This is a genomic window from Bacillus sp. AP8, from assembly GCF_000321185.1.
Taxonomy (GTDB): Bacteria; Bacillota; Bacilli; order Bacillales; family DSM-1321; genus Bacillus_AD; species Bacillus_AD massilioanorexius.
Map to the genome: position 1 here is coordinate 23485 of NZ_CAPG01000024.1, position 13153 is coordinate 36637.

The following is a 13153-nucleotide window of genomic DNA, read 5'->3' on the forward strand; positions in this document are numbered from 1 at the left end:
TTTTTTATATGAAATGTTTTATATATGGCTATAAGTATGATATTTTAGAAATAAATGTTAAATGAGGATAAGAAAGGATGTGACACGTAGTGAATGTGAAATTCCCAGCAGGTTTAGGTGTGCGGTTTTTGTCTAGATTATTAGATTCGCTTTTTTTTATGTTAGTAGGTGGAATCATAACATATCTAATTAAGGGGGAATTTTCGATTAAATGGCAAGAAGGAAGAACCTGGGAACTAATCTATACTTTGTATTTAACGATTGTTCCAGTGATATGGGGCGGTTATATTATCGGGAAGAGAATTTTGAAAATTAAGATAAAACGTATGGATAATGAAAAATTAACTATGAAAAATATGATTTTAAGAGAGATTGTAGGATTCTATTTGATTGGATTAGTGACCTTTGGAATCGCAAATGTTGTAAGTGCTTTCATGATTGGATTTCGAGAAGATAAGAGAGGTATCCATGATTTTATTGGTGGTACATATGTAGGGCATAATTAAAGATCAGTATAATTGATAAGCGTATCGTAACGTTTTTTTAGCAAAAGGTCGTTCAATCACGAACGACCTTATTTTTAAGCGAAAGGATGAAAGTTTTTGTATGAACTAGAAAGTGAGATGATTATCATCTTAGGTGTGATTTGTTTTATTTTAGTACGAAGTATTTTTGTCACCATTATCTTAAAAAAACAGAAACAGTCAAGTTGGATAAAAGAAACTGTTTTGTTTCTTTTTATTATTTATATACTTATGATGATTTCAGTTACTTTATTACCATTGGGAATTCGAATGGATGGCGTTCAATTAGATGTACGAAGATCTATTAATTTCATACCAATGAGAGATATTTTTCATAATATCAAACAAATTGGAGTAGCCTATGATGGCGACACGGCTTTTATGATAAATCTTATTATTCGAAATGTTGGGGGGAATATTTTATTATTAATGCCTTTGGGTGTATTAGTTCCCTTATTATTTAATAGATTTAGAAGTAATATAAGAATATTTTTATTGGGGTTTATGATTTCAGCAGCTATCGAGTTTTTGCAACTTATCGAAATCATGCTTGGAGCTGTTATAAGAACAGTTGATATAGATGATATTATATGTAATGTTTTTGGTATAATGATTGGATATAGCATATATAAAATATTGTCTATATTAGTGAAAAAATATCAAATCCATTCATTGTTAAGAGTGTTTTCAAAAACGAGAGAAGGGCAATAGTTTGATAGTGTCTTACATCTTAATAGTTGTCAAATCTTGAACGGAGTGAGGGTTTTATTATGCGGTCGTCAAAAGAAATCATAAGTTTAGTTTTACAAGTTGCCAAGGAAGATCATCGTATTCGGGCAGTTGCAATGAATGGTTCTAGAACAAATCAAAGGGCTCCGAAAGATCCTTTTCAAGATTATGATATTGTATACCTTGTTACAGATATGCAAACATTCATAAATCATCCATCCTGGATAAATGTGTTTGGTGAAAGGATCATGATGCAAACCCCAGAGAATATGTTTTTATTTCCGCCATCTTTAGGGGGAAGATTTACTTATCTAATGCTGTTCGAGGATGGAAATCGAATTGATTTAATGTTAGTTCCTATTGAGGAAAAGGAAGCATATTATAAGGAGGACTCTTTAACAATATTATTATTGGACAAGGATGACCCGAGTAAAAGTATACCTGAACCAACTGATAAAGGTTATTGGGTGAAAAAGCCGACATTATCATTCTATTTGGATTGCTGGAATGAATTTTGGTGGTTGTCTACATATGTTGCTAAGGGGTTATGGAGGAAAGAAGTATTATATGCCCTAGATTATATGCACCATGTCAGATCGATGCTACTCACTATGCTCGAGTGGAAGGTAGGGATTGATACAGATTTCTCTGTTAGTATAGGTAAATCTGGGAAGTATCTAAAACAGTTTGTTGATAAGGATATTTGGGAAAAATATCTTCGTACCTTTTCAGAAAGTAATGATGATGCGATTTGGAATGCATTGTTTGAAATGATTGAGTTATTTCAAGATACTGCTTTATATGTTAGTAAAGAACTTCAATTTATATATCCTTTGAATGAGGCTGAAAAAGTAAAAAGCTATTTACATCACATTCATAAGTTACCTGAAGATGCATTTGAAATTTATGAATGAATCTTTAAAAAGAAACCAAAATTCTTTCACGAATTTTGGTTTCTTTTTTGCATACCATTTAATTGCTTCCACCATGCTTTATTTCGAAAGAGATGATTAAGTAAAGAGAATAGGAAATATCCAATCATTCCTCCACATACATTCATGATTACATCATCAATATCTGCAGAGCGCCCAGTAAAATATTGAATGAATTCAATGGAAATTGTCATACATAGTGCGACAATTGTTGTTTTCCAAAATGATCGTAATCCTTTAAATACTATCGGTAGTAAGATACATAGTGGTACAAACATCAAAATGTTTAATATTAATTGTTCAATCATTCTAGCCCAACCCATCGTATATACTTCACTGATCCAGATAAAAGGATGCAGATTGAGAAAATAATAATCAGGATTAAAGGTAACTCCACCGAGAAAAAGTGTGGCAAAGCTAATTACAATACAACAACCAATAAATACATAATGAATGAAGTGTCTTAGAAAAGGGATTTTCTTTTTTCGTTGGGCTATGTATATAGGTAGATAAATGATTGCTGATAAGATACTAGCAATAATGGAACCTATTAATAAAACACCAAAAAACATAAAGCATACCTCCAAATAAAACTCATCTCTCATGGCATCCGTTCAAGTGAGTTTTGCTTATCCTAGTTCATTTTTTATACTATAAGCTTACATAATAAATATGAAGAACTAGTTAATAGAAAAATGAAGAAATTCTTAATAAATGGCATGATACAAAAACATAAATTCTTTAATATACAAGGATATTTTGCATTAAAGTGGAATATAATTTGGAGGAATTATGAGGATAACATCCATTTTACAATTCGTGTTGTTCATCTTTTTTATATTTGTATTTTAAAAATATATATTATCTTTAGGATCTATATTATTGGTTCAAGCAATCATTCTACTAGTTTGTATGAGTTTTTCAAGTGCTTTGTTTTTGTCAATGCTTCTATAGTATCTATCTATCATAAGGAATGAGGTGTAAAAAGCTATTGCATAGAAAACCGTTCTTCGGACACTTCCTTCAATAAAGAGTTATGTCATAAGATAGAAAAAATCTTGTTTTCTATCAAAATGCTGATGGTTTAATGTATGTCCAAATGAATGAATCCTTTTCAAAAGTAAAAAATATTTCAGGAATGCTTGATTTTAATTGGAATGAAGAAACAGATGATCCATTATATTGGGCTAGTATAACTAATTCACAAAACGAGTTTTCTATGGTTTGAGGTATGAATAATGATAAAGTAAAGTCCATTATCATCGTAAGCGAAAATGAAAGGCAACCTAATAGAATACAACTTCAAGAAAACAATTGGCTTTGGTATCTCCCTCTTATGGGTGAGGAGCTACATATGCCCATAATGATAACAGCATATGATCAAAATGGAAAAAAGATATACGGGAAAAGATACTAAAAAGAACGAAAATATTCGTGTGCGATATTTTTCGTTCTTTTTTGTTTAGGACATTATAAAATTTTGATCTTGGACTGTTTGTTTTGAAAATGTTGAAGTCTAGCTCCAGCGCCTAGCCCCTCGAGGTCATAAGCCAATCCATCCAGAAGGTCAAAGAGAAACCTTCTGGATGGATTGGCTTATGCTGGTCAAGGTTGTGTTTCTATGATAGATAAACTTCAAAGTAATTGATATTGTTCTATATCGTGTATGATCATATCTATTGCATTCTGCCAAAAAATGGTGTTAGTCAGCTCGATATGAAAATGTTTATATACAAGTTTTTCTACTGGTGCAGTGCCACTTTCTCTCAAAAAACGTTGGAATTGAGTAGGAAAATGCTCATTATTAGATATTTTTAAAAGACCTAGACTTAATAAAAAACCAAAGGTATAAGGATAATTATAGAAAGGAACTTCCGCCTGATAAAATTGTTCATACTTAATCCAAACGTAAGGTTGGTATGAGCTAAGAGTCTTACCATAGGCATCTTCCTGTACTTGCAAAGAGATTTTTTCGATGGTGTCAACTGTTAAAGGCCCAGTCATTCTGTGCTCATTGAATCTTTTTTCGAATTCATATGCTCCTCGAATTGACATGAGATAATTGAGACTACGCTCAATTTTCCAGCCAAGAAGAGCCTTTTTAGCTACGGGATCTTTTGAAGAGTGTATAGCAGCATCAACAAAAGCAGTTTCAAAAAAAATCGAGGCAGTTTCTGCTGTTGTCATTTCAAAACGATCCTCTAAAAATGAAAGGGAGGTTAATTCACTTATTTGCTGATAATGCCATGCATGTCCTAATTCATGAGCTAAAATTCGGGCACTATCTATTTGTCCATCAAAATATAATGATATTCTGGATTGTTTATTCTTAAGAAAAGGAACACAAAATCCACTGAGAGATTTTGATTCATGTGGTACGGCATCAATCCAGCTGTTTTTTATAGCTTTAAGGACAAATTTCGACATAGATGGATCGATAGAAGCTAATGCTTTTGATATAAAGGTGATAGCTTCTTGAAATGTAATAGTTGTTGATATTTCCTGAGTATTAGACATTAATTCATACCAACTAATTTTTTCTTTCTTATATTCATGAGCTTTCATGTCAATATAACGTGTTAATTTTGGTAAATTCCTGTCAATGGTACTCCACATTGTATTTAATGCATGTAATGATAAACCATTTTTAGCTAAAGACTCTTCGAGAAAATGTGAATTGACTTGTTTATAGTGAGATATCCTAAGTCCACCCATATGATTATAAATAGAAGCATAGACAGGAGAGTATTGATTAAAGTACTCATTTAATGCTTGGAAGGCATTTACCTGTTGTGTAGTATGGCTTCCCTTCATAGCAATATTTTCAATTTGAAAAATCGTGTATGATTGTCCATCCATTATTACTTTAGAGCTATTTTGAAGCTGTTTATAAATTTCTTCATGCCCTCTTAATACTTCTATTGTAGAATTAGTGATAAATAACTCTTCTGAAATGGTTTGCTTTTTATTTTGTCTATTGACTAGTAAATTCCTATATGAAAGTAGTTCATTATCGTTTTGTGTAGTATCGTATTGTTGAACCATCTCCGACCATGTATAAACGAGAGAGCGTATGTCACTTTTTAATATGGAAATTTGGGACTGTAAAATGGATAAGTATGAAGGGTCTTGTTCTTCTATTGATAAACAGTAGAGGAAGCATTCTATTGTTTCAATATTTTTTATAAAAGATATAATGACTTTACAATTTTCCTCTGTGAAGCCGATTGCTTCGGAAGTTTCATGCAAAAAAGATGACATATCATGTAATTCATGTTGAATAGATGGGATATTTTTCGTATGTAAGGATTTGATTTCCCAACGAGAGGGTGAAAACATAGTATTCAATGACTTATCCTCCTATCTATTAAGTAGGGCTATGCAATATGTATAAAGTAATTATCGGTTTTATTTTCAGAAAATACAATTAATTAGATTGTGCAAATAAGCAGTCGTGTTTGTACAGCAAAAATGACATAAAAAAGGTGATGAGATGGAGAAGTTTTTTAATAAAATCCATATTATTGGTTCTGTTGGTAGTGGCAAAACAACGTTAGCCAAAAAGCTTTCTACCTTTTATTCAATACCTACGTATGAAATAGATAACCTTGTGTGGGAGAGTATGATAGAAGGAGTAAGACAAAGTTCACGCGAAAGAAGAGAAGAATTATTAAAAGAAATTGTTCAAACCGAGCAATGGATTAATGAAGGTTCACAGTATCATTGGGTTAATCAAAGCTTTATGAAGGCAGACCTCATTATTCTTTTAGATGTTTCATATAGAAGAAGAATGATACACATTGTTAAAAGATATCTATTTCAAAAAATAAGAATTGAGCAATCAGATTATAGGCCTTCCCTAAAACTACTTAAACAGATGCTTCAATGGAACAAAGATTATCAAAATTATGAAAGAGCTTCTATTTTAAAAAAGCTAGAAAAATATAATGATAAAGTTATCGTTGTGTCAAATAGACATGATTTGAAAGCGTTAGTTCGAGAAAAGAAGATTACAGTTCAATTAAAGTAGATTGTAGCTTATATTGAGGACTATGCTTTAATCATAGGGAGGATGATTATGAAACTCAATTGTGAATCTGAAAAAATAGAGGATTATTTAACAGAATTAACAGAGGTCAATTATTCTCATGCAAGCATTCAAAATCTGATTAGTCAATTATTTGCTACAAAGCAAACAAATATAGAAAAAATTGAAATTGCTTTTTAATTTGTACGTGATCAGATTGCCCATTCGTGGGATGTACAATCTGAACAGGTTACTTGTCTAGCATCGGAAGTATTACAATATAAAGTAGGTATCTGCTATGCAAAAACAAATCTTTTGGCAGCTATATTACGTTCGCAAGGTATTCCGACAGGATTTTGTTATCAACGGCTAATGCTATTTGATTCACCTGAGAAAGGATATTGTATTCATGCTTTAAATGCAGTGTATATAGATTCATTACAAAAATGGATTAGAATAGATGCTCGAGGGAATAAAAAAGGAATTAATGCAGAATTTTGTCTTAGTGAGGAAAAAACCGGATTTTTCCATTCGTGAAAGCGCAGGTTAATTTGATTACCCTACCATCTATACAAAACCTCATCCAATCACAATGGATGTACTAAAAGAACATACAAATGCCATTCTATTATATAAAAAGTTTTTACCACAAAGCCTATAAGAATTATCTTAACTATGATTATTTTGATTCAATCTGTTAGTAATGGAGGACATAGACAAAATGAGAGTTATGAATTGATATATGGAAGAGTAAGGAACTCACATAAAATATAAGAGGGTGTCATAGATTGACATCCTCTTATTTATCGTCTAGGAATTTATAATATTTAATTTTTCGAACATTCCTTTTCTAGTAATGAGTATACTATCATTTTGAAAAAATATTGAAATATTGTAAACTTTTCCTTATATCTTACGTCTAGTTATCAGGAGGATGAAAACGGATGAATGAACAAACATGAAGGAGCTAAATTCGGAATTAAATATAGTGTATAGATATTTATGTAAAATGGGCATATCACATGCAGACGCTGAAGATGCTGTCCAAGAAACAGCATATAAATATTTGTTATACTACGATACCATACATACTACAAAAATCCGAAGTTGGTTAATTCGGGTTGCTTTAAACTTCTATTATGATCAGTGTCGAAAACAGAAACGCTGTGATAATAATACGGAAGCATTGCTTAAAATGATAGATTTTGGAGATTTACCTGAAACCATTTTTCTAGTTAAGGAAAGAAACCAATATTTAAGAATGACCTTAAATAAGCTCAAGCCACATTTTAGAGAGTTATTATTGCTAAAATATCAATCAAATTTATCATATGAAGAAATTTCTGAGTTATTAGACATTACTGTGAGTTCGGTAAAAACAAATTTATTTAGAGCTAGAAAAAAATTTGCGGAGGTTTATAAGGAGGAGAGCTATGAAAGATAAGAATAGTGTGAATAAAGAGAATGAAATTGATTTTGTTAGTAGTCCATCCTTACAGAATGCATTAAAAAAATCTAAACGAAAACAAATAATCAAAATGATTCTACTCGTACTTGTTACGACATCATTTCTTTTGATTAGCTCTTATTTTGGCAGTCATTACCTTCTTAATAAAAAAATTGAAAATAATCTTTCGGATTTTGGGACTGTATATGGAGCGAATATTTATTATAGTTCATCAACGTATCAATATAATATATTTAGCGTGACTGAAGAGAGTACGTTCAGAAAGAGCATTGGTGATCGATCTATTGTTTGGAAAAAGAGTGAAAAAAAGATTCCCTTAATTGGTAAGGTAATAGACGAAAAAGGTAGTGTAAGTGTTGAAACAATCACTTTCAATGAAAAAGCGAAAAGGCATGTCAGGTATAATGATTTTAATAATCAAAGAAAGATTGATTTCTATTATCCACTTATTTCGTATGATTATTTTCCAGATGAGCTCGCTATAGCAGTAGATCTCGATAAAAACAAATTAATTGAAGTCGCTTTTTCCTTTAAAGAATCGATGACTATAACAGATGTATATAACCTTCTAGGAAATCAAAATGTGAATTGGCTTTGGGTTGATACCACGACAAATGCGCGGATGAAAAAAATGGAAAATGAGTTAGATGGAGACGATTTAAAAACAAAAGGCGGTGGTGGAGCTTTTGGCTTTGCTGTTGAAGAAGGAATGCCATATTCTAAGGAAAGCGGCCAAAGCTATATCCAAGAACTAAAAGAAATAAGAAAAATGTATCCACAAAACAATGCTGTTAAAGAATCATTGAAGGGAATAAAAGAAAATACAGTAACAACAAACGGCGAGATAAGAATCAATGGTGCTGTTGTAACAGGTACACCTGAAGAATTATCTAGATTTCAAAAGCTTTCTTTTATTCGTGCATCTGTAATAGGAGCCACTATTGATAAGTATTGATAGAGTAATATCGAAGGAATTACAGAAACTTGGGGGAATTGGGGGAATTTTTTATGAATAATAAAAACCTACTAAATCAATTAAAGATTGCTTATCCGATTATACAAGCACCAATGGCTGGTATAACAACACCTAATCTTGTAGCTGCTGTGTCTAATGCTGGAGGACTTGGGAATATTGGTGCTGGCTATTTATCTCCTGTAGCTACCAAGGAATTTGTTTCACAGGTGAAGGAAATGACCTCTAAACCGTTTGGTATTAATTTATTTGTACCTGAAAATAATGATGTATCAGAAGACATTATTAATCGTTCTATACAATTGTTAGAGCCGTTTCGGAAAGAATTGCATTTGGATTCCTTGAAACTATCTAAAGTAGATATGAATGATACTTACGAAAAACAACTAGAAATCATAATGGAGGAAAAAGTGGAAATCTGTTCATTTACTTTTGGAGTTCCAAGTCATGAAGTAATAAAAGAACTAAAGAAAAATGGAACAACGGTAATAGGTACAGCTACTACCGTTGATGAGGCAAAAATAATCGAAAGTCTTGAAATGGATGCAGTTGTGGTTCAAGGGAGTGAGGCAGGTGGACATCGTGGAACTTTTTTGAAAAATGAAAGTTACATAGGTTTGATGTCTTTAATTCCACAAGTTGTTGACGAATTGCACATACCGGTGATAGCTGCTGGAGGGATTATGGATGGGAGAGGACTTGTAGCATCAATTTGTCTAGGGGCAGAAGCTGCTCAATTAGGCACAGCCTTCTTAACTACGGAGGAAAGTGGTGCCCATCTGTTACATAAGCAGGCTATTCTACAAGCAACGGAGGAAGAGACACAGTTTACTAAAGCCTTTTCTGGAAAAACAGCTAGAGGGATAGCAAATCAATTTATTAAATCTATGGAAGCCTATGATCTGGAATTACCAGCTTATCCATTTCAAAACTCATTAACTAAGGAAATCAGACAAGAAGCAGCCAAACAAAGTAATAAAGAATTTATGTCACTATGGGCGGGGCAAAGCACAAGATTAAGTAAAGAGATAACAGTCCAAGAATTGATTCATTCAATTGTCGTGCAAGCACGAAGTATATATCCTATTTAATTACAAGTTAAGCAGCCTGACATTGAGGGAGAATATGCATGAATATGATAGAAAAAATTGTAGCTTTGGATTGTGATTATTTATCGAGCTTTTCCAATAAGATGTCATGCGAAGCAGGGGTGTTGTTTTATAATGAGAAACAACCTAATTATTACGATGCCAATCATGCACATATTTGGAGGAAGGTTAAATGCGCAGATCATCTGTTACAGGAGATAAAACAGTTTTATCTTGAAAAGCAACTAATTCCAAGAGTGTATTTATATAATGTTCATGAAAACCTACAATTTGTCGAAGCGCTAGAACGACATGGATTTAGTTATGAAACGTTTTCTGATTCTATCCAATTGTGGAATGGACAATTAGTCAATCTTCCTAACAATCCAGATATCGAGATAGAAAGAGTTATTGATGAGAATCTGCAAGAAGCATTAGATATAGAATGTAGTATTCAAGAATTTGGTGGAAGATCTGTTCGTGAAAAAGCTTTTTTACAAGAATTCCAATCTCCACATTTTACTTTTTATTTATTACGCTATAAAGGTGTGGCTTGCTGTACAGCAAGTCTCTTCCAAATTCAGAATCAATCTAGAGTTGAAAGTGTTGCGACACTTTTAGAATATCGTGGTAGAGGATTAATTGCTCATTTATTACGTTTTATACAGCAAAAAGTCATTGAACAACATCTTCAAGCACTTTGGGTATTTCCTATAAATGAGCATGTGGAAAAAGTATATCAAAAATCCAACTTTGAGACGAAGGGTAAATGGCAAGTTATTCATGCTTTTACAAGTGGTAAAAGTATCTCAAACATTAGAAAGGGTGTAACGGAAAAGGGATAGATATTAGAGATTCATTCAACTTTTATGCTAATTGATTCAACTTTTCTAGGTTTTCATTCAAACTTTACATCAAAATGATTCAACTACCTTCTCTAGAGCGTTTAATTGAGAAATCGGCTTGGAAGAATTTCTTCTAAGCCGATTTCTCTTTGTCATAAGATAGCATTAGGACCAAATTTCTCCCTGTAAATATATGATCTTTTTTTATTTTTCGGGCTGAACATTACAAAAATATACCTATGGTTTAAAAATATACTGATGGTATATTCATGTTATAATATTAGTATACTTATAGAAATTCTTTCAGTTCAAGTCTGAAACAACATGGCGAGGTTTAATGAAAATTTAAAAGCAAAGAATGATTTAGCTCTAAATAATAAACAAAGTTTGTTTACATATTTGCTTTTTGTTAGCATGACAAAAAGTAAATGTTTAGGTATGTGGTATGAATAGATAGATAGATACAAGTAGAGGTGAAGGTAAATTGGAGATATTAACGACTATATTAATACTGTTGGTTTTATTACTCGTGTCAAATATAATTGGTCATTATGTAACGTTTTTACCAACAGCATTAATACAAATTTTTGTTGGGATTATTATCGCTTTAATCGTCAATGATTTTACGATAGAAATTGAGACAGAATGGTTTTTATTATTGTTTATTGCTCCGTTATTATATAATGATGGCGCTCGTTTTCCGCGTGAAGAATTATGGAAAATGCGTGCTCCAATATTAGGCAATGCTATTATTCTAGTGCTTATTACAACTATTCTTGGAGGAATATTTGTAAACTGGATGATTCCCACAATTCCGATAGCTGCTGCTTTTGCATTAGCAGCTATATTGTCACCAACAGATCCAGTTGCCGTTAATGGGATTGCGAAACGTATACATATACCAGAGAGAATCATGAATTTAGTAAGAGGAGAATCATTAATCAATGATGCCTCGGGTCTTGTCGCATTTAATTATGCTGTTGCTGCGGTAGTCACGGGTTATTTTTCAATTAAAGAGGCTACGGGTGATTTCTTTTATATGTTTATTGTAGGAGCCATATTTGGAATTGGGCTCGAGCTAATATTTAAATGGCTTCATTATACACTGCGTAGACGTGGCATTGTAGATGTTGTTTTTCATTCACTATTGCAAATATTAACACCATTTATTATTTTCTTTATCGTAGAGGAACTTTTCCATGCTTCAGGAGTTATTGCTGTTGTAGCGGGAGGGATTATTTATGCTCTTGTTAAAGAGCGCACAGAAAATTTTACAGCTCAAGAGCAGGTATTAACTGACAATATATGGTCCATTATTACATATGTATTAAATGGAGTTATTTTCCTTTTGTTGGGGTTAACTCTTCCATCAGCAATGCGATCATTAATAGAAAATGAACATTTAAGCAATTGGTTATTGTTGGGATATGTTCTGGCATTAGGTACTATCATTTTAGGAATTCGTTTTGTTTGGTCACATGTATTCAATTATCTAGATTATGCTTGTTCGAAGAAAGGTGTTGTAGAAAAACCATCGATTAGAACAAGTTTAATTACTAGCTTAGTTGGAGTACGTGGAACAATAACTATGGTTGGGGTATTATCCATCCCGTTTTTTACAGATGCACATGGAGCATTTCCAGAACGATCACTTATTATTTTTCTAGCTGCTGGTGTGATTCTTTTTACACTTCTCGTGGCGACTATTTTTCTTCCTATTTTAAGTAAAGATGAGGGGCATGAACATGTAAAAGCCTTTGATTTAAATGATAAAAAGCAACGGATGATAAAGAGAGCTATTCAATCCATCAAATCCGAGAAAACGGAAGAAAATGCTTCAGTCGTATATGACTTAGTCAATCAATATACATTTATGCTTTATATGCTTCATTCTGAAACCAAAAATGATGAAGAAATTAGTGAATACAATGAAAAGCTTAAGATGGAAAGATTGCACTGTCTTCAACAGGAGAGACATTATGTTAAGGAATATACAGATAAACATGAATTGGATCCTAATATAATCAAAGATTTTGAGAAATCCATCGTAGAACGTGAAAAAGCAGTGAAAAGTGGTTCTAATCGTGTTATCCGCCAAAAGCTCAATCAAGTATTAAAAAATTGGAAACGGAGTCACCTCGCTGAGCAAGAATTATTAAAGATTCAAGACATCGAAAAAGAAATATGTTTATATACTTTTGAAAGGATTTTAGATGAATTAGAAGAACGAGCTAACCTAAGTGATCAACCAGAGGTTATCCAAAATGTCATTTATTATTATAAACGTCTTATGTATCGAAGAATAGAATTAGAAAACATGGAAATGACACAATCAATTTTGGATATACAGAAAGAAATCTTATGTTTAGATGCATTAGAAGTAATGAGGCAGGAAATTTCCAAAATGTTTGAAGATGGTGCTATTCATTCTGAAGAGGCGAAGGCGCTTCGACGTTTTGTTAATTATATGGAAAGCGTTGTACTATATGAATATGTTGAATAGAAGTGCTACAGTATGAGTCTTTAAGGTTTTAAAGGTTACACCTGACATGCTTGCTATAAAAAAT

The 13153-nt window shown here is 32.2% G+C and carries 11 protein-coding genes and 1 pseudogene; 10 read left to right on the forward strand and 2 right to left on the reverse strand.

Going from position 1 to position 13153, the window contains the following annotated elements; translation table 11 throughout:
* Nucleotides 1–89 precede the first annotated feature (89 nt).
* The 3 genes from BN349_RS04485 (at nucleotide 90) to BN349_RS04495 (ending at nucleotide 2167) form a co-directional block, all read left to right on the forward strand.
* A complete protein-coding gene (locus tag BN349_RS04485) occupies nucleotides 90–506 on the forward strand; it encodes an RDD family protein (RefSeq protein WP_019241079.1) in 417 nt (138 codons plus the stop codon).
* 96 nt (nucleotides 507–602) lie between these two features.
* Complete coding sequence (locus BN349_RS04490; protein ID WP_019241080.1) at nucleotides 603–1235, forward strand: VanZ family protein; 633 nt, start codon at nucleotides 603–605, stop codon at nucleotides 1233–1235.
* Between the two features lie 59 nt (nucleotides 1236–1294).
* Entirely contained in the window at nucleotides 1295–2167 is an 873-nt protein-coding gene (locus BN349_RS04495) for an aminoglycoside 6-adenylyltransferase (protein WP_019241081.1), read from the forward strand.
* A 26-nt stretch (nucleotides 2168–2193) separates the two neighbouring features.
* On the opposite strand, the gene BN349_RS04500 is transcribed toward BN349_RS04495, so the two are convergent.
* Both BN349_RS04500 and BN349_RS23335 read right to left on the reverse strand, forming a co-directional pair.
* Entirely contained in the window at nucleotides 2194–2757 is a 564-nt protein-coding gene (locus BN349_RS04500) for a VanZ family protein (protein WP_019241082.1), read from the reverse strand.
* A gap of 1063 nt (nucleotides 2758–3820) precedes the next feature.
* Entirely contained in the window at nucleotides 3821–5533 is a 1713-nt protein-coding gene (locus BN349_RS23335) for a hypothetical protein (protein WP_019241085.1), read from the reverse strand.
* Between the two features lie 145 nt (nucleotides 5534–5678).
* Between BN349_RS23335 and BN349_RS04520 the strand changes: the two genes are divergently transcribed.
* From BN349_RS04520 to BN349_RS04555, 7 genes and pseudogenes are all read left to right on the forward strand, one after another.
* Nucleotides 5679–6215 carry a hypothetical protein gene (locus BN349_RS04520; protein ID WP_019241086.1) on the forward strand — a complete coding sequence of 179 codons (537 nt, stop codon included), beginning with the start codon at nucleotides 5679–5681 and terminating at the stop codon, nucleotides 6213–6215.
* Between the two features lie 48 nt (nucleotides 6216–6263).
* A pseudogene (locus tag BN349_RS23340) lies at nucleotides 6264–6873 on the forward strand (transglutaminase-like domain-containing protein).
* A 297-nt stretch (nucleotides 6874–7170) separates the two neighbouring features.
* Nucleotides 7171–7656, forward strand: a complete 486-nt coding sequence (locus BN349_RS04535; protein ID WP_019241089.1) for an RNA polymerase sigma factor — start codon at nucleotides 7171–7173, stop codon at nucleotides 7654–7656.
* Nucleotides 7646–8635, forward strand: a complete 990-nt coding sequence (locus BN349_RS04540; RefSeq protein ID WP_019241090.1) for an anti sigma factor C-terminal domain-containing protein — start codon at nucleotides 7646–7648, stop codon at nucleotides 8633–8635. Before BN349_RS04535 ends, BN349_RS04540 begins: the two co-directional genes overlap by 11 nt.
* Nucleotides 8636–8688: 53 nt before the next feature.
* The gene (locus tag BN349_RS04545; protein WP_019241091.1) at nucleotides 8689–9744 is read left to right on the forward strand and encodes an NAD(P)H-dependent flavin oxidoreductase; all 1056 of its coding nucleotides are present in this window, start codon (nucleotides 8689–8691) and stop codon (nucleotides 9742–9744) included.
* A 38-nt stretch (nucleotides 9745–9782) separates the two neighbouring features.
* Complete coding sequence (locus BN349_RS04550) at nucleotides 9783–10586, forward strand: GNAT family N-acetyltransferase (protein ID WP_019241092.1); 804 nt, start codon at nucleotides 9783–9785, stop codon at nucleotides 10584–10586.
* A gap of 484 nt (nucleotides 10587–11070) precedes the next feature.
* Nucleotides 11071–13089: a Na+/H+ antiporter gene (locus BN349_RS04555; protein WP_019241093.1), complete on the forward strand. Its 2019-nt coding sequence runs from the start codon at nucleotides 11071–11073 to the stop codon at nucleotides 13087–13089.
* Nucleotides 13090–13153 lie beyond the last annotated feature (64 nt).

What these genes read in the sequence shown, in the direction of transcription:
- BN349_RS04540 (WP_019241090.1), top strand. Translation starts at nt 7,646, where the DNA reads ATGAAAGATAAGAATAGTGTGAATAAAGAGAATGAAATTGATTTTGTT.
- BN349_RS04520 (WP_019241086.1), top strand. Translation starts at nt 5,679, where the DNA reads ATGGAGAAGTTTTTTAATAAAATCCATATTATTGGTTCTGTTGGTAGT.
- BN349_RS04535 (WP_019241089.1), top strand. Translation starts at nt 7,171, where the DNA reads ATGAAGGAGCTAAATTCGGAATTAAATATAGTGTATAGATATTTATGT.
- BN349_RS04500 (WP_019241082.1), bottom strand. Translation starts at nt 2,757, where the DNA reads ATGTTTTTTGGTGTTTTATTAATAGGTTCCATTATTGCTAGTATCTTA.
- BN349_RS04550 (WP_019241092.1), top strand. Translation starts at nt 9,783, where the DNA reads ATGAATATGATAGAAAAAATTGTAGCTTTGGATTGTGATTATTTATCG.
- BN349_RS04545 (WP_019241091.1), top strand. Translation starts at nt 8,689, where the DNA reads ATGAATAATAAAAACCTACTAAATCAATTAAAGATTGCTTATCCGATT.
- BN349_RS04495 (WP_019241081.1), top strand. Translation starts at nt 1,295, where the DNA reads ATGCGGTCGTCAAAAGAAATCATAAGTTTAGTTTTACAAGTTGCCAAG.